At 56.7% G+C, this 18,396-nt stretch carries 12 protein-coding genes; all 12 read left to right on the forward strand.

Annotated elements, in window-relative coordinates; translation table 11 throughout:
• The first annotated feature begins 10 nt into the window (after positions 1 to 10).
• Positions 11 to 541: an RNA pyrophosphohydrolase gene (rppH, locus tag ACOTWU_RS06290; RefSeq protein ID WP_003862791.1), complete on the forward strand. Its 531-nt coding sequence runs from the start codon at positions 11 to 13 to the stop codon at positions 539 to 541.
• A gap of 12 nt (positions 542 to 553) precedes the next feature.
• The gene (gene ptsP / locus ACOTWU_RS06295; protein ID WP_015571752.1) at positions 554 to 2,800 is read left to right on the forward strand and encodes a phosphoenolpyruvate--protein phosphotransferase; all 2,247 of its coding nucleotides are present in this window, start codon (positions 554 to 556) and stop codon (positions 2,798 to 2,800) included.
• 228 nt (positions 2,801 to 3,028) lie between these two features.
• Entirely contained in the window at positions 3,029 to 3,904 is an 876-nt protein-coding gene (gene lgt / locus ACOTWU_RS06300; protein ID WP_003862787.1) for a prolipoprotein diacylglyceryl transferase, read from the forward strand.
• Between the two features lie 6 nt (positions 3,905 to 3,910).
• Positions 3,911 to 4,705 (forward strand): thymidylate synthase, encoded by a 795-nt coding sequence (gene thyA / locus ACOTWU_RS06305; protein ID WP_015571751.1) that lies wholly within the window; start codon positions 3,911 to 3,913, stop codon positions 4,703 to 4,705.
• A gap of 184 nt (positions 4,706 to 4,889) precedes the next feature.
• Positions 4,890 to 5,354 carry a prepilin peptidase-dependent protein gene (locus ACOTWU_RS06310; protein ID WP_047726665.1) on the forward strand — a complete coding sequence of 155 codons (465 nt, stop codon included), beginning with the start codon at positions 4,890 to 4,892 and terminating at the stop codon, positions 5,352 to 5,354.
• Positions 5,345 to 5,905, forward strand: a complete 561-nt coding sequence (locus ACOTWU_RS06315; protein ID WP_126498796.1) for a prepilin peptidase-dependent protein — start codon at positions 5,345 to 5,347, stop codon at positions 5,903 to 5,905. Before ACOTWU_RS06310 ends, ACOTWU_RS06315 begins: the two co-directional genes overlap by 10 nt.
• Positions 5,902 to 6,300 carry a DUF2509 family protein gene (locus ACOTWU_RS06320; protein WP_126498797.1) on the forward strand — a complete coding sequence of 133 codons (399 nt, stop codon included), beginning with the start codon at positions 5,902 to 5,904 and terminating at the stop codon, positions 6,298 to 6,300. Before ACOTWU_RS06315 ends, ACOTWU_RS06320 begins: the two co-directional genes overlap by 4 nt.
• On the forward strand, positions 6,285 to 6,608 hold the full coding sequence (locus ACOTWU_RS06325) for a prepilin-type N-terminal cleavage/methylation domain-containing protein (RefSeq protein WP_023295356.1): 324 nt from the start codon (positions 6,285 to 6,287) through the stop codon (positions 6,606 to 6,608). Before ACOTWU_RS06320 ends, ACOTWU_RS06325 begins: the two co-directional genes overlap by 16 nt.
• Before the next feature lie 12 nt (positions 6,609 to 6,620).
• A complete protein-coding gene (gene recC / locus ACOTWU_RS06330; protein WP_126498798.1) occupies positions 6,621 to 9,995 on the forward strand; it encodes an exodeoxyribonuclease V subunit gamma in 3,375 nt (1,124 codons plus the stop codon).
• A gap of 139 nt (positions 9,996 to 10,134) precedes the next feature.
• Positions 10,135 to 13,017 carry a pitrilysin gene (ptrA, locus tag ACOTWU_RS06335; RefSeq protein ID WP_023304348.1) on the forward strand — a complete coding sequence of 961 codons (2,883 nt, stop codon included), beginning with the start codon at positions 10,135 to 10,137 and terminating at the stop codon, positions 13,015 to 13,017.
• The gene (gene recB / locus ACOTWU_RS06340) at positions 13,014 to 16,556 is read left to right on the forward strand and encodes an exodeoxyribonuclease V subunit beta (protein WP_252049354.1); all 3,543 of its coding nucleotides are present in this window, start codon (positions 13,014 to 13,016) and stop codon (positions 16,554 to 16,556) included. Before ptrA ends, recB begins: the two co-directional genes overlap by 4 nt.
• Entirely contained in the window at positions 16,553 to 18,373 is a 1,821-nt protein-coding gene (gene recD / locus ACOTWU_RS06345) for an exodeoxyribonuclease V subunit alpha (RefSeq protein WP_126498800.1), read from the forward strand. Before recB ends, recD begins: the two co-directional genes overlap by 4 nt.
• Positions 18,374 to 18,396: the final 23 nt, after the last annotated feature.

Here is an 18,396-nt window from a genome sequence, read left to right on the forward strand (position 1 = left end):
GGGTAGTCCGGTGATTGATGACGATGGCTACCGCCCAAACGTAGGAATAGTAATTTGTAATCGTCAGGGCCAGGTGATGTGGGCCCGGCGATATGGTCAGCACTCCTGGCAGTTCCCGCAAGGCGGGATCAATCCCGGAGAGTCCCCAGAACAAGCGATGTACCGGGAGCTGTTTGAAGAGGTTGGTTTAAGCCGAAAAGATGTTCGCATCCTGGCTTCGACCCGCAACTGGTTGCGTTACAAGTTACCGAAACGTTTGGTGCGTTGGGACACAAAGCCGGTTTGTATCGGCCAGAAACAGAAGTGGTTTCTTTTGCAGTTGGTGGGCAACGATTCAGATATCAATATGCAAACCAGCAGCACGCCAGAGTTTGATGGCTGGCGCTGGGTAAGCTACTGGTATCCGGTTCGTCAGGTCGTGTCATTTAAGCGCGATGTATATCGTAGGGTGATGAAAGAGTTCGCAAGTGTCGTGATGCAGCTTCAGGAGACGCCTCCGAAGCCACAGAGCGCACCTGCCTGGCGACGTAAAAGAGGTTAAGCTACGCAAATCATGCTCACCCGCTTGCGAGAAATAGTTGAAAAGGTTGCCAGTGCGCCTCGCCTCAACGAGGCGCTGAATATTCTGGTGACGGACATCTGTCTTGCGATGGAAACCGAGGTCTGTTCGGTCTACCTGGCCGACCATGACCGACGTTGCTACTACCTGATGGCAACCCGCGGTTTAAAAAAACCACGGGGACGTACCGTCACGCTCGCGTTTGATGAAGGTATTGTTGGCCTGGTCGGGCGACTGGCGGAGCCAATCAACCTTGCCGATGCGCAAAAACATCCCAGCTTCAAATATATCCCTTCCGTCAAAGAGGAGCGGTTCCGCGCTTTCCTTGGCGTGCCGATTATTCAGCGTCGTCAACTGCTTGGCGTGCTTGTTGTCCAGCAGCGAGAGTTGCGTCAGTACGACGAAAGCGAGGAGTCTTTCCTCGTCACGCTGGCAACGCAGATGGCTGCGATCCTCTCCCAGTCTCAGCTGGCAGCCCTTTTTGGGCAGTATCGTCATACCCGCATCCGCGCGCTTCCGGCCTCGCCGGGCGTCGCGATTGCCGAAGGCTGGATGGATGCCACGCTCCCCCTGATGGAGCAGGTCTATGAAGCCTCGACGCTGGATGAAGCGCTTGAGCGCGAACGGCTTACCGCTGCGCTGGAAGAGGCGGCGAATGAGTTTCGTCGCTACAGCAAACGCTTTGCCGCTGGCGCTCAAAAAGAGACGGCGGCCATTTTCGACCTCTACTCACACCTGCTTTCCGATGCGCGTTTGCGTCGTGAGTTATTTGCCGAGGTCGATAAAGGTTCGGTGGCAGAGTGGGCGGTTAAAAAGGTCATTGAAAAATTTGCCGAGCAGTTTGCGGTGCTGACTGACGGTTATCTGAAAGAGCGCGCCGGCGATTTACGCGCGCTTGGGCAACGTCTGCTGTTCCACCTTGATGATACTATTCAGGGGGCGAATGCCTGGCCGAGCCGGTTTGTACTGGTGGCCGATGAACTCTCGGCGACGACGCTGGCGGAATTACCGCAGGACAGGCTGGCGGGCGTAGTGGTGCGCGATGGCGCAGCTAACTCCCATGCCGCCATTATGGTGCGCGCGCTCGGTATTCCGACCGTGATGGGGGCGGATATTCAGCCCTCCGTACTGCACCGCCGTACGCTGGTGGTGGACGGATACCGCGGTGAGTTGCTGGTGGATCCTGAGCCGGTTCTCCTTCAGGAGTACCAGCGTCTTATCAGCGAAGAGAATGAATTAAGCAAGCTGGCGGAAGATGACGTCAACCTGCCCGCGCAGCTCAAGAGCGGTGAGCGTGTGAAGGTGATGCTCAATGCTGGCTTAAGCCCTGAGCATGAAGAGAAGCTCGGCAGCCGCATCGATGGCATCGGCCTCTACCGCACCGAAATACCGTTTATGCTGCAAAGCGGCTTCCCGTCAGAAGAGGAGCAGGTGGCGCAGTATCAGGGCATGTTGCAGATGTTTAACGATAAACCCGTCACGTTGCGCACCCTGGACGTCGGCGCGGATAAGCAACTGCCCTATATGCCCATCAGTGAAGAGAATCCCTGCCTCGGCTGGCGTGGGATCCGCATAACCCTCGATCAGCCGGAAATCTTCCTTATCCAGGTTCGTGCGATGCTGCGTGCCAACGCGGCCACGGGGAATCTCAGCATTTTGCTGCCGATGGTCACCAGTATTGACGAGATCGACGAAGCGCGGCGGTTGATAGAACGTGCAGGGCGCGAAGTGGAAGAGATGATCGGCTATGCGATCCCTAAACCCCGTATTGGCGTGATGCTTGAAGTGCCTTCGATGGTCTTTATGTTGCCGCAGCTGGCGACCCGCGTTGATTTTATCTCCGTTGGCACCAACGACTTAACGCAATACATTCTGGCGGTCGATCGCAACAATACGCGCGTTGCCAGCATCTACGATAGCCTGCATCCGGCGATGCTTCGTGCCCTGGCGATGATCGCCCGCGAAGCCGAGCAGCATAATATCGACCTGCGCCTGTGCGGTGAAATGGCCGGCGATCCGATGTGCGTGGCGATCCTGATTGGTCTCGGTTTCCGTCACCTGTCAATGAACGGACGTTCCGTTGCGCGTGTGAAATACCTGTTACGTCACATCGAACAAGATGAGGCGCGCGAACTGGCCGCGCGTAGCCTGGAAGCACAGCTGGCAGCCGAAGTGCGCCATCAGGTGGCTGCGTTTATGGAGCGACGCGGCATGGGCGGTTTGATCCGGGGCGGCCGCTGATCCCCACAAAATAATGACGGCTCCGGCGACCCCCTCTCCCTTGAGGGAGAGGGATGGGGTGAGGGGGAACAGCGCGCATGAAACCCTATACACATCTTTTACATCTCAGGCGCATCCTCCACGCCTGCCTTATGCTATGATTCGCAACTTTGGAGCACCTGCCAACGGCGGGAATGCAATTCACCCGCTGTCCACTTTCAGCGGAATAACAACATCTTGTGGTGACAGATGAACAGTGGTTATCTGCATTTTCCGGAATTCGATCCGGTTATTTTCTCAATAGGACCTGTAGCGCTGCACTGGTACGGTCTGATGTACCTGGTGGGCTTCGTCTTTGCCATGTGGCTTGCTGGCCGTCGCGCCAGTCGTCCAGGCAGCGGCTGGACGAAGAACGAAGTGGAAAACCTGCTTTATGCCGGCTTCCTCGGCGTGTTCCTGGGCGGTCGCATCGGTTATGTCCTGTTCTATAATTTCCCGGTATTCCTGAACGACCCGCTCTATCTGTTCCGCGTCTGGGACGGTGGCATGTCTTTCCACGGCGGGCTGATTGGTGTGATCCTGGTCATGGTGATCTTCGCCAGACGCACCAAACGCAACTTCTTCCAGGTGGCTGATTTTATTGCGCCGTTAATCCCGTTTGGGCTGGGCGCAGGGCGTCTTGGCAACTTCATCAACGGTGAACTGTGGGGGCGTGTCGATCCGAGCGTGCCGTTTACCATGCTGTTCCCGGGTTCCCGCGCGGAGGACATCGCGCTGCTGCCTTCGCATCCTGAGTGGCAGTCCATTTTCGATACCTACGGCGTTCTGCCGCGCCATATGTCACAGCTCTATGAGCTGGCGCTGGAAGGCGTGGTGCTGTTCATCATCCTGAATCTGTATATCCGCAAACCGCGCCCAATGGGGGCTGTCTCCGGTCTGTTCCTGATTGGCTACGGCGCGTTTCGTATCATCGTCGAGTTCTTCCGCCAGCCGGATGCGCAGTTTACCGGGGAATGGGTACAGTACATCAGCATGGGGCAGATCCTCTCCATCCCGATGATTGTCGCGGGTGCCATTATGATGATTTGGGCGTATCGTCGTCGTCCACAGCAACAACTTTCCTGAGGAATCATGAAACAGTATCTTGAATTGATGAAAAAAGTGCTCGACGAGGGCACGCCGAAAAACGACCGTACCGGCACCGGTACGCTCTCCATTTTTGGCCACCAGATGCGCTTCAATCTGCAAGAAGGCTTTCCTCTGGTGACAACGAAGCGCTGCCATCTGCGCTCGATCATTCATGAACTGCTCTGGTTCCTGCAAGGCGATACCAACGTTGCTTATCTGCATGAAAACAATGTCTCCATCTGGGACGAGTGGGCAGATGAGAACGGCGACCTGGGGCCGGTCTACGGCAAGCAATGGCGCGCCTGGCCTACCCCGGACGGCCGCCATATTGACCAGATCACGACCGTCATGAACCAGCTGAAAAATGACCCGGACTCGCGCCGTATCATTGTCTCTGCCTGGAACGTGGGGGAACTGGATAAAATGGCGCTGGCGCCTTGCCACGCGTTTTTCCAGTTCTATGTGGCGGACGGCAAGCTCTCCTGCCAGCTCTATCAACGCTCCTGCGACGTGTTCCTCGGCTTGCCGTTTAACATCGCCAGCTACGCGCTGTTGGTGCACATGATGGCGCAGCAGTGCGATCTTGAAGTGGGCGATTTTGTCTGGACGGGCGGTGATACCCACCTCTACAGCAATCATATGGAACAGACGCATCTCCAGCTGACGCGCGAACCGCGTGCATTGCCGAAGCTGGTGATCAAACGTAAACCGGAATCGATCTTCGATTACCGTTTTGATGATTTCGAGATTGAGGGTTACGACCCGCATCCCGGCATTAAAGCTCCTGTCGCCATCTGATATGGCAAATCCTGACACAACCGGTGCTCTTTAGCGCCGGTTTTTTTTCACGCCCGTTTTGTTTTTCGAGCCTGTTTCCAGAGATGATGCAACGCGTTGCAACGGGTGAAAATCTCCGGAAAGCGGCTCGTAAAGTTCTGGTTTGACGCTCGCACCGTTTTTGCTATTCCGCCACACTCCCGCCATGAAAAACGAACAAGGCTTTACGCTTATCGAAACCCTTATCGCCGTTTCGCTGACAGTGATCCTCAGCGCCACAGGGCTCTATGGCTGGGACAGCTGGCAGCAGCGGCAGCGGCTTTGGCAAACCGCCTGCCAGGTGCGGGATTACCTGGTGTTTTTGCGCAATGACGCCAACCGTCACAACAGCGAGCACAGGATCGCGCTGCATAACGACGGTGAAAAGGAGTGTCTGGCCAGTTCAGCGGTGACCGGTTGTGACAGCGGCGGACCGTTCGTGATGAAGCCGATGTGGCCCGAGGTCACGATAAGCGACATAACCCCTGCGCTGGGATTTTACGGTTTAAGGGATACCGCATGGGCCGGACATATCCGCGTGCAGAGCCGCGCTGGTGGGTGGTGGGTTATTGTCTCAAATGGCGGACGTATCAGGCTGTGTAATGCCGCAGGAGAAGGTGCATGCCAGTAAATCGAAAAGGGTTTTCCCTGCTGGAAGTGCTTATTGCGATGACGATAAGCAGCATTCTGTTACTCAGCACGTCACGTTTTTTACCGGGGCTACAGCGGGGTGTTTTACTGCAATCCGGACAGCAGGAGCTGGAGGATGAGGTCTGGCAACGTCTGTTCGCGATCGGTAAACAGTTTCAGAGGGCAGGATATTGTGCAGGGCATTGCCAGGGGCAGGGGATGATCATCGGCAGGCAAGGACGATGTGCGATTGTGCTATGGGATGCGAACAGCAACGGCCAGTGGGATAGCACCGCGTCAGAAAACGACAGTACGGGATTCCGGCTTGAGTCCGGATCGCTTGAAACGCTGCGGGGCGCCACATCCTGTGACGATAAGGGATGGGATAAGCTCACCGACCCGGATCGGGTCCTGATAGAGCAATTTATGGTCACTAAAACCGATCGTGATGGCTTTGCGCCGGTCATCAGTATCGAGCTGCGTGCCCGCCGCAAAGGTGGACTGGCCGCACCCTTTTCGGCTCGCCATACCGTAACGGGGTTTAATCTGTGAATCGTCAGCGGGGCATGTCATCGCTGGCGCTGGTCCTGCTATTACTGGTGCTCGGCACGCTGATCCTCACCGGATTAAATCAGCAGCTGCAAACCTTTAGCACGCTGGTGAGTGGCGAGAGTTTGTCTGTTCGCCAGCAGGCTGCCGTGCAATCTGCACTGGAGTGGGGGCGCGTTCAGGAATGGGCTTTACAGCCAGAGGTTCAGTGCAAACAGACACAACGTTTGCGGGTCTGTATAAGGCTGCTTGGGGCGCGTGTGTTGCTTATTGCCGGCAATGACAATCTATTGCTATGGCGAGGCGGGGACATCTCGGAGGGGCAGATACGCTTTTCCGCCCACGGCTGGAGTGATTTCTGCCCCCTTAAGGAAAGTACGCTATGTCAGTTACCCTGAGCAGACAAAAAGGATTTAGCATGGTTGAGGTTTTGCTGGCAATGATGTTGCTGGTTGTGGTTGTGATGGCGTTATCCGGCTATCATCGCGCGCTGGCAGCCCGGTATGCGGCGCTTAGCCAGTATCGTCAGCTATGGCATCATGCGTGGAATCAGTCGCAGATCTCAACATTAACGCTCCCGCCGGGCTGGCAGGTCAGTCGGGGGCAGACAACACAGTCCGGATGTGTCAGCATCACGGTCACACTTATTTCTCCTATGGGGCGGCAGGGCGCGTTGACGCGTCTGCATTGCCCGGTTAGCCGCTAGTCGGGAGCGTTTATGCTAAGGGTTTACCACTCAAATCGTCTGGATGTGCTGGAAGCACTGATGGAGTATATCGTTGAGCAAGAGCGTCTTGACGATCCGTTTGAGCCAGAAATGGTGCTGGTGCAGAGCACCGGTATGGCGCAGTGGCTGCAAATGTCCCTTTCGCAGAAATTTGGCATTGCGGCGAACATCGATTTTCCGCTGCCCGCGAGCTTTATCTGGGAGATGTTTGTTCGCGTCCTGCCGGATATTCCTGAGCAGAGCGCCTTCAACAAACAAAGCATGGCCTGGAAACTGATGACGCTGCTGCCGGACATGCTGGCGCATGATGAGTTTGCCATGCTGCGGCACTATCTGAATGACGACACCGACAAGCGTAAACTTTTCCAGCTGGCCTCACGTACTGCCGACCTTTATGACCAGTATCTGGTTTACCGTGCAGACTGGCTGATTCGCTGGGAAGCGGGAGAATTAGTCGATGGGTTACCGGAAGCGCAAATCTGGCAGGCGCCGCTCTGGAAAGCGCTGGTCGAGCATACCGGGAAACTCGGTCAGCCTAAGTGGCACCGTGCTAACCTGTACGATCGCTTTATCTCAATACTTGAGAACAGCGCAGAACGGCCAGCCCGTTTGCCGTCACGCGTGTTCATTTGCGGTATCTCCGCGCTGCCGCCTGTCTACCTGAACGCGCTAAAAGCGCTCGGTAAGCATACTGATATCCATATCCTCTTTACCAACCCGTGTCGGCACTATTGGGGGGATATTCAGGATCCGCGCTGGCTTTCACGGCTGGTCACCCGCCAGAGAAAACGCCTCTTTGAGGAACGCGCCGTGCCGCTGTTTAAAGACAGTGAAAATGCGGCGCAGCTTTTTGATGAAGAGGGGATTCAGAACCTGCCGAACCCGCTGCTTGCCTCGTGGGGCAAGCTCGGACGCGACTATATTTATCTGCTTTCTGAAATCACCTCCTCGGGAGAAGGGGATGTGGATGCGTTTGCGGATATTACGCCGGACAGCCTGCTGCACAATATTCAGCTTGATATTCTGGATTTGGAAAACCGTGCCGTTGCCGGGATCACCGCCGAGGAGTTTGCGCGAAGCGACAATAAGCGAAAACTGGATCCTGACGATCGCAGTATCGCGATCCACGTTTGCCACAGCCCACAGCGTGAAGTTGAAATTCTTCATGACCGCCTGCTGGCCATGTTACAGGACGATCCAACCCTGACACCGCGCGATATCGTGGTGATGGTGGCGGATATCGACAGCTACAGCCCGTTTATTCAGGCGGTATTTGGCAGCGCAACGGGCGACCGCTATCTGCCCTACGCAATCTCTGACCGTCGCGCTCGTCAGTCACACCCGGCGCTACAGGCCTTTCTCAGCCTGCTTTCGCTGCCTGATAGCCGGTTTATCTCTGAGGATGTGCTGGCACTGCTGGATGTGCCTGTTCTGGCCGCACGTTTCAACATTAACGAAGAGGGGTTGCGCTATCTGCGCCAGTGGGTCAACGAATCCGGTGTCCGCTGGGGTATCGACGATGATAACGTCCAGGAGTTTGAACTGCCTGCGACCGGCCAGCATACCTGGCAGTTTGGCCTGACGCGCATGCTGCTGGGGTATGCGATGGAGAGCATCCACGGCGAATGGAATGACGTGCTGCCGTACGATGAGTCCAGTGGGTTAATCGCGGAACTGGTTGGTCACTTAGCCTCGCTGCTTATGCAGCTCAACCGCTGGCGCCGTGCGTTGATGCAGCCCCGCCCGCTCGAAGAGTGGCTGCCGATTAGCCGCGAAATGCTGAGTGATTTCTTCCTGCCGGACAGCGAAACTGAAGCGGCCATGGCGCTTATCGAGAAGCAGTGGCAGGCCATCGTTGATGAGGGGGTTAATTCGCACTATCACGAGGCGGTTCCTCTTTCGCTTCTGCGTGATGAGCTGACGCAACGTCTCGATCAGGAGCGCATCAGCCAGCGCTTCCTTGCGGGGCCGGTGAATATTTGTACCCTGATGCCAATGCGTTCAATCCCGTTCAAAGTGGTCTGTCTGCTTGGCATGAACGACGGTATTTATCCGCGTGCGCTTCCACCTCTGGGTTTTGATCTCATGAGCGCACAACCGAAGCGGGGCGACCGCAGCCGCCGCGATGATGACCGTTATCTCTTTCTTGAGGCGCTGATGTCTGCGCAAAGCAGGCTGTATATCAGCTATATCGGTCGTTCAATTCAGGACAACAGCGAGCGTTTCCCGTCTGTGCTGGTGCAGGAGCTGGTGGATTACATCGGACAGAGTCACTATCTGCCGGGCGATGAAGCCTGCAACTGCGACGAAAGCGAACGTCGGGTGATAGCGCATATCACCTGTCACCATAGCCGTATGCCGTTTGATCCTGTCAATTACGTTCCTGATGAACTGCAAAGCTACGCCCGCGAGTGGCTTCCCGCAGCGAAGAAAGCGGGGACGCCGCAAACCGATTTTATTCAGACGCTCGAACCGCGCGTCATAGATACCCTCTCGTTTGATCAGCTACAGCGTTTTTGGGCGCACCCGGTCCGGGCTTTTTTCCAGCAACGCTTGCAGGTGAATTTCCGCTCTGAAGAGAGCGAAATCCCCGATGCGGAACCGTTTATTCTTGATGGGCTGGAGCGTTTTAAGCTTAATTCCCAGCTTCTGAATGCGCTGGTTGACGAAGAAGACGCCAGTAAACTGTTCCGACGTTACAGGGCGTCGGGATTACTTCCGTATGGTGCATTCGGCGAAATCGTCTGGGATGCCCAGTGCGAGGAGATGCGAGCGCTTGCTGACCGCGTTATCGCGTGTCGGCAGCCGGCGAGCAGCATTGAAATCGATCTCGATTGTAACGGTATGCACCTCAGCGGCTGGCTCACGCACGTGCAGTCTGACGGGCTGCTGCGCTGGCGGCCATCCATGCTCAGCGTTTCACATGGCCTGCAACTCTGGCTCGAACATCTTGTCTACAGTGCGAGTGGTCACGAAGGTGAAAGCCGGTTGTTTGTACGTAAGGACGGCGAATGGCGTTTCCCGCCGATGGAGCCTGAGCAGGCGTTGACGTATCTGTCGCTTTATATTGAAGGTTACCGTCAGGGCATGAACAAACCTCTGCTTTTGCTGCCTGAAAGTGGGGGGGCGTGGATAAAAGCCTGTTACGACGCGCAGAATGATGCCATGTTAACGGATGAGGCTTCGCTCCAGAAAGCGCGCAGCAAGTTTTTGCAGGCCTACGAAGGGAACATGATGGTACGTGGCGAAGGTGATGATGTCTGGTATCAACGTTTATGGCGAACGCTGGAGCCAGAATATTTCGACATTATCACCCAGGAGGCGCAACGCTACCTGTTACCGTTGTTCAAATTTAATCAGTCCTGAGTGCTGTATAAAAATTGCGCAGTGTGAGGTGTTCATTTATGATGCACCTCTTATCACGGACTGATGTACCCAAAGAAAGAGATGCTGGCGTGTCCAGCACGCACGTTGTTAATGATGTAGCCGTGATAAAGAGGTCGTAATGCCAGGCAGCACCTTGTTCAAAGCGTTTGTTTTGTTTATCGCCCTTTGGGCTCCCGTCACTCAGGCCGATTCCGGTTGGCAACCTGTCAAGGAAACAATCCGTAAGAGCGATAAGGACACCCGTGAGTATCAGGCGATTCGTCTTGATAACGGGATGACCGTGCTGCTGGTTTCCGATCCTCAGGCGGTGAAATCGCTCTCCGCGCTGGTTGTGCCGGTGGGTTCGCTGGAAGATCCTGACGCCCATCCTGGACTGGCGCACTACCTTGAGCACATGACGCTGATGGGCTCTAAAAAATACCCACAGCCTGACAGCCTGTCCGAATTTCTGAAAATGCATGGCGGCAGCCACAACGCCAGTACCGCGCCGTATCGCACCGCGTTTTACCTGGAAGTGGAAAATGATGCGCTTGATGGGGCGGTGGACCGTCTGGCGGATGCCATCGCCGCACCGCTGCTGGATAAAAAATACGCTGACCGTGAACGTAATGCCGTGAACGCCGAACTGACGATGGCGCGCACGCGAGACGGTATGCGCATGGCGCAGGTTAGCGCTGAAACCATCAATCCGGCGCACCCGGGTTCGCGCTTCTCAGGCGGCAACCTTGAAACGCTGAGCGACAAGCCAGGTAGCCCGGTGCTCGATGCGCTGCATGCGTTTCGTGAAAAATACTATTCCGCCAATCTGATGAAAGCGGTTATCTACAGCAATAAACCGTTGCCGACGCTGGCAAACATGGCCGCGCAGACCTACGGCAGGGTGCCAAATAAAAATATCGATCTGCCGCAGATTAACGTGCCGGTTGTCACGGACGCGCAAAAAGGCATTGTTATTCACTATGTGCCGGCCTTGCCGCGCAAGGTGTTACGCGTTGAATTCCGTATTGATAACAACACGGCGCAGTTCCGCAGCAAAACCGACGAGCTGGTGACGTATCTTATCGGCAACCGCAGCCCGGGTACGCTCTCCGACTGGCTGCAAAAGCAGGGGCTGGTGGAAGGTATTCGCGCTGACTCCGATCCCGTTGTAAACGGGAATAGCGGCGTGCTGGCCATCTCCGCGACGCTGACCGATAAAGGGCTGGCTCACCGGGACGACGTCGTTGCGGCCATTTTCAGTTACCTCTCTCTGCTGCGCGATAAAGGCGTCGATAAACGCTACTTTGACGAGCTGGCGCACGTGCTGGATCTCGATTTCCGCTATCCCTCTATCACGCGTGATATGGACTACGTTGAGTGGCTGGCAGATACCATGATCCGCGTGCCGGTGGAACATACGCTGGATGCGGTAAATATTGCCGACCAGTATGACGCCGGAGCGCTCAAAGCGCGTCTGGCGATGATGACTCCGCAGAATGCCCGCGTCTGGTATATCAGCCCGAACGAACCGCATAACAAAATGGCCTACTTCGTTGATGCCCCGTATCAGGTTGAAAAAATCAGCGAACAGACCTTTGCGGGCTGGCAGAAAAAGGCCGGGGAAATTGCGCTGAAGTTACCGGAGCTTAACCCCTACATCCCGGACGATTTCTCGCTGATCAAACCCGCAAAGGCGTATCCGCACCCGGAGCTGATTGTTGATGAGCCGACGCTGCGCGTGGTCTACACCCCAAGCCGCTATTTCGCCGACGAGCCAAAAGCGGATGTTAGCGTGGTGCTGCGTAACCCCAAAGCAATGGACAGCGCCAGAAACCAGGTGCTGTTTGCGCTTAACGATTATCTGGCCGGTATTGCTCTCGATCAGCTCAGCAACCAGGCTGCCGTTGGTGGTATCAGTTTCTCCACCAATGCCAATAACGGCCTGATGGTGAATGCCAACGGCTATACCCAGCGTTTGCCGCAGCTGTTCCAGGCGCTGCTGGACGGTTATTTCAGCTATACGCCTACGGAAGAACAGCTCGAGCAGGCTAAGTCCTGGTATGCCCAGATGATGGATTCTGCCGAGAAGGGTAAAGCCTACGATCAGGCGATTATGCCAGCACAGATGCTGTCGCAAATTCCGTACTTCCAGCGCGAAGATCGCCGCGCGTTATTGCCCTCAGTCACCTTAAAAGAGGTGCTGGCTTACCGTGATGCGCTGAAAACCAATACCCGTCCGGAGTTCCTGGTTGTAGGGAATATGAGCGAAGATCAGGCTAAAACGCTGGCGCAAAACGTCCGTGCGCAACTGGGTTCAAAAGGCGATGAGTGGTGCCGTAACCAGGATGTGCTGGTAGAGAAAAAGCAGAACGTGATCTTCGAAAAAGCGGGAAGCAGCACGGATTCCGCGCTGGCCGCGGTGTTTGTCCCTGTCGGTTATGACGAATTTACCAGCTCTGCCCAGAGTGCGGTGCTTGGTCAAATTATTCAGCCGTGGTTTTACAACCAGCTGCGCACCGAAGAGCAGCTGGGCTATGCGGTATTCGCTTTCTCTATGAATGTGGGCCGTCAGTGGGGGCTGGGCTTCCTTCTGCAAAGCAGCGACAAGCAACCCGCTTACCTGTGGCAGCGTTATCAGGCGTTCTTCCCGCAGGCGGAAGCAAAACTGCGCGCCATGAAGCCGGAAGAGTTTGCCCAGATCCAGCAGGCGGTTATCGCCCAGGTGATGCAGCCGCCGCAGACGCTGGGTGAAGAGGCCTCGCAGCTGAGCAAAGATTTTGATCGCGGTAATATGAAATTTGATTCGCGTGATAAAATAGTGGCCGAAATAAAACAGCTGACGCCACAAAAGGTTGCCGATTTCTTCCATCAGGCGGTAGTAAAACCGCAGGGTATGGCCATCCTGTCTCAGGTTTCTGGCAGCCAGAACGGGAAAACGGACTACGTAAAATCAAAAGAGTGGACCGTCTGGAAGAGCGTCAGCGCGCTGCAACAAACTATGCCCTGGAGTAAGAAAGAATGACCCATACCGCTGAGCCGCTTGATCCCCTAAGTTTACCTCTACAGGGTGAGCGACTGATTGAAGCCTCAGCGGGAACGGGAAAAACCTATACCATCGCCGCGCTCTATCTGCGTCTGCTGTTGGGGCTCGGCGGCAACGCCGCTTTTTCGCGCCCGTTAAGCGTGGAAGAGCTGCTGGTGGTAACCTTCACCGAAGCGGCCACTGCCGAGCTGCGTGGCCGTATTCGCAGCAACATTCATGAGCTGCGCATCGCCTGTTTGCGTCAGACGACGGATAACCCCCTCTACGCGAGCCTGCTGGACGAGATTGCGGATAAGCAACAGGCTGCGCAATGGCTGCTGCTGGCCGAGCGGCAAATGGATGAAGCGTCCGTCTTCACCATTCACGGTTTTTGTCAGCGCATGTTAAGCCTGAATGCGTTTGAATCCGGCATGCTCTTTGAGCAGCAGCTTATTGAAGATGAATCCGAGCTTCGCTATCAGGCCTGTGCGGATTTCTGGCGTCGTCACTGTTATCCATTGCAGCGCGACATTGCCGAAGCGGTTCACGCCCTGTGGAAAGGTCCGGAAGAGCTTCTTCGCGCCATCGACCGTTACCTGCAAGGCGAAGCGCCGGTCATTAAATCTCCGCCGCCTGCCGATGAAACGCTGGCCTCGCGCCATGAAAAGATCGTCGCCAAAATTGCGACGCTTAAGCAGAAGTGGAATGAGTCGGTTGGTGAAATTGATGCAATCATCGAAAACTCAGGCATCGACAGACGCAAGTTCAACCGTGGGAACCAGGGGAAGTGGATCGAAAAGATCAGCGTCTGGGCCCAGGAGGAGACGCGGGGCTACCAGCTTCCGGACGCACTGGAAAAATTTTCGCAGCGCTTTTTGACCGAGCGAACCAAAGCCGACGGCATTGTGCCTGAGCATTCCCTGTTTGTGGCGATTGATGCGCTGCTTGCGGAGCCATTAACGCTCAATGACCTGATGATCACCCGCGCCATGACGGAGATCCGCCAGGCCGTCGCGCGCGAAAAACGTCGCCGGGGCGAGCTGGGGTTTGATGACATGCTGAGCCGCCTGGACGAGGCGCTGTCCAGCGAGAATGGTGAAGCGATCGCCAGCGCGATCCGTACCCGTTTTCCGGTGGCGATGATTGACGAATTTCAGGACACCGACCCTCAGCAGTACCGCATTTTTCGCCGCATCTGGCGACAGCAGCCCGACACTGCTCTGTTGTTGATTGGCGACCCTAAACAGGCGATTTACGCCTTCCGTGGGGCAGATATCTTCACCTATATGAAAGCCCGTAGTGAGGTTGTCGCGCATTACACGTTAGACACTAACTGGCGTTCCGCGCCGGGGATGGTTGAGAGCGTCAATGCGCTGTTCAGCCGTATGGAGACGGCGTTCATGTTCAATGAAATCCCTTTCCTGCCGGTGAAATCCGCCCCAAAAAACGCATCCCTGCGCTTCGAAGTCAGTAGCGCGGTGCAACCCGCCATGACCTTCTGGCTGCTGGAAGGGGAAGGCTATGGGGTTGCCGACTATCAGGCGGCGATGGCCCAGCACTGCGCCGCGCAAATCCGTGACTGGCTGAGCGCAGGCGCGCGCGGCGAGGCGCTGCTGTGGAAGGGGGAACAGGCGAATCCAGTTAAAGCCTCTGATATTACCGTGCTGGTGCGCAGTCGTCAGGAAGCGGCGCTAATCCGCGATGCGCTAACGTTGCTGGATATTCCGTCAGTGTATCTTTCTAACCGCGACAGCGTGTTCGACACGCTGGAAGCCCAGGAAATGCTCTGGCTGCTTCAGGCGGTGCTGGCCCCGGAGCGCGAAAATACGCTTCGAAGCGCGCTGGCCAGCTCTATGCTGGGGATGAACGCGCGCGATATAGATGAGCTCAACCATGACGAAAACGCATGGGATGCGGTGGTGGAAGAGTTTGTCCATTACCGTGAACGCTGGCAAAAACGCGGCGTCATGGCGATGCTGCGCGAATTGATGACGCGGCGTCAGATTGCCGAAAATATGCTGGCGTCATCCGGCGGTGAAAGGCGTCTTACCGATATTTTACACATCAGCGAACTGTTGCAGGAAGCCGGCACCCAGCTTGAAAGTGAACATGCCCTCGTACGCTGGCTGGCGCAGCAAATCGCGGATCCAAACAGTAACGCCTCAAGCCAGCAGATGCGTCTTGAGAGCGATAAGCATCTGGTGCAAATCGTCACCATTCACAAATCGAAAGGTCTCGAGTATCCGCTGGTCTGGCTGCCCTTTATCGCCAACTACCGCGTTCAGGATCAGGCCTATTATCATGACCGCGAGACTTTCGATGCGGTGCTCGATCTCAGCAAGGCGGAAACCAGCGTTGAGCTGGCGGAAGCGGAGCGTCTGGCGGAGGATTTGCGCCTGCTTTATGTGGCGCTGACCCGTTCTGTCTGGCATTGCAGCCTGGGCGTCGCGCCGGTTTTCCGCCGTCGCGGGGAGAAAACAGGGGAGAGCGATTTCCATTTAAGCGCCTTAGGGCGGCTTATTCAGCGTGGTGAGCCTAAAGATGCGGCGGGGTTGCGCCTCTGTATTGAGTCGCTTTGCGGAGACGATATCGCCCTGCATATCCCTTCTCTGCCAGACAACAGCCGCTGGGAAATGGCGCAAGAGCCCGCGACCGATCTTAACGCGCGCCAGATCACACGGGTGCTTGCCGACGACTGGCGCGTCACCAGCTACTCTGGCCTGCAACAGCACGGGCAAAGTATTGCGCAGGATCTCATGCCGAAGCTGGACGTGGATGCCGCAGGGGTGGGCGATGTTCCGGTTGAACCGACGTTAACTCCACATCAGTTCCCACGCGGCGCGTCGCCGGGCACCTTTTTGCACAGCCTCTTTGAAGAGCTTGATTTCACCCAGCCTGTCAGTGAGGAGTGGGTGCTGAAGATGTTGCAGAGCGGAGGCTATGACGCGCACTGGCAGCCCGTTCTCACTGACTGGATCAACGCCATTTTGCAGGCGCCGCTGACGACGCAGGGCTTCTCTCTTCGCCAGTTAACGGCTAAAAATAAGCAGGTTGAGATGGAGTTTTATCTGCCCGTCGCAGGCCCGCTTAAGGCCGACGCGCTCGATGCGCTCATCCGTCAGTACGATCCGCTGTCAGCCGGTTGCCCGCCGCTGAACTTCCGTCAGGTGCAGGGCATGCTGAAAGGGTTTATCGACCTGGTCTTCCGTCACGAAGGACGGTACTACCTGCTGGATTACAAATCGAACTGGCTGGGCGAGAACAGCGAAGCCTATACCCAGCAGGCGATGGCGGCAGCCATGCAAATGCATCGCTACGATCTGCAATATCAGCTCTATACCCTGGCGCTGCACCGCTATTTGCGCCACCGTATTGCGGATTATCGCTACGACGATCATTTTGGCGGTGTCATCTATCTGTTCCTGCGCGGGGTTGATGCTGCCGATCCGCGCTCCGGGATCTTCAGCACTCGTCCGGATGCGGAATTGATTAATAAAATGGATAACCTGTTTGCAGCAAACACGGAGGAGATGGCATGACGATGCAGGACTTATTGCTGGATGCGGTAGAGCAACGCGTGCTGCGTCAGCTGGACGTGCAGTTTGCCATGATGATTGCCGCTGACCAGCCCGCCGTGATGCTTGCCGCTGCCCTGTTGAGTAAAGACGCCGGAGAGGGGCATGTGTGTCTGCCGCTCTCGCGTCTGGTGGTTGACGAGAAAATGCCGCCTGTCCTCCAGTCCTGCTTTGCGCTGCTGGGAGATAAGGTGGACTGGCAGAAAATCTTGCGTGAATCGTCAGCCGTCGGACCGGGAGACAACCAGGCACCGCTGATCCTTACGGGGGAGCGCTTATACCTGAACCGCCTGTGGCGAAACGAACTGACGGTAGCGCGTTTCTTTAGTGAGACCAATGCGCCGCTTCCCTGCGACGAAGCACAGCTTCGCCAGACGCTGGACAGGCTGTTTGACTCCGGTGAGGCCACAGACTGGCAGAAAGTGGCGGCAGCCGTCGCCCTGACGCGGCGGATCTCGGTGATATCCGGCGGCCCGGGAACCGGGAAAACAACGACCGTCGCAAAGCTGCTGGCAGCCCTGATACAGCTTTCAGGCGAGCAGCGATGCCGTATTCGTCTGGCGGCGCCCACCGGGAAGGCCGCGGCGCGTCTGACCGAATCACTGGGCGGTGCGATGCAACGGCTGCCGCTCACCCAGGAGCAGCTTGCGCTTTTCCCGGGTGAAGCAAGTACTCTGCACCGTCTGCTCGGCGCGCAGCCGGGTAGCCAGCGGCTGCGCTACCATGCGGGCAATCCGCTGCATCTGGACGTGCTGGTGGTGGATGAAGCCTCCATGATCGACCTGACCATGATGTCGCGCCTGATCGATGCGCTACCACCCCATGCGCGCGTGGTTTTCCTGGGCGATCGCGACCAGCTCGCCTCTGTAGAAGCCGGGGCGGTGCTGGGAGATATCTGTACCTACGCCAGTTACGGTTATACCGCCGCGCGGGCGCAGGAGCTCGCCCGTCTGACCGGTTGCTCGCTTGAACCCGATCACACGCCGATCGCGGGCGCACTGCGTGACAGCCTGTGCCTGCTGCAAAAAAGCTACCGTTTCGGTAGCGACTCCGGCATCGGCCAGCTGGCTGCGGCGGTCAACCGTGGCGACAGGCACGCCACGCGCACGGTGTTTGACGGTTCCTTCACTGACATTGAAAAGAAATCGCTGCAAAGCGGGGAAGAGTATCAGGCTATGCTTGAGGAGGCTCTCCAGGGATACCAGCATTTTCTGAGCTGCGTGCAGCAGCGCAGTCAGCCCGGGCAGGTCATCGCCGCATTTGGCGAATACCAGCTTCTGTGCGCATTGCGGGAAGGGCCGTTTGGCGTCGCGGGCCTGAACGACAGGCTGGAGCAGTTGCTGGTGCAGAAGCGCAAAATTAACCGTCAGCTGCATTCGCGATGGTATGAGGGCCGGCCAGTGATGATCTCCCGCAACGACAGTGCGCTGGGGCTGTTCAACGGGGATATCGGCATTGCGCTCGATCGCGGCAACGGTCTGCGCGTCTGGTTCCAGCTACCGGACGGTAGCCTGAAGTCCGTCCAGCCCAGCCGCCTGCCAGAGCATGAAACGGCATGGGCGATGACGGTACATAAATCTCAGGGCTCCGAGTTCAACCATGCGGCGCTGATCCTGCCGACACAGCTGTCGCCGGTTGTGACCCGCGAGCTGGTCTACACCGCCATTACTCGCGCGCGCCAGCGTCTGTCACTGTATGCGGATGAGCGCGTGTTGAGTCAGGCGATTGCCACCCGTACTGAGCGCAGAAGCGGATTAAGCGCGATATTTGAATCTGTCTGAGTGAACGCCCTCTCCAGCAGGAG

It is taken from the genome of Enterobacter cloacae complex sp. GYL001, from assembly GCF_049237125.1.
Lineage (GTDB): Bacteria > Pseudomonadota > Gammaproteobacteria > Enterobacterales > Enterobacteriaceae > Enterobacter > Enterobacter hormaechei_C.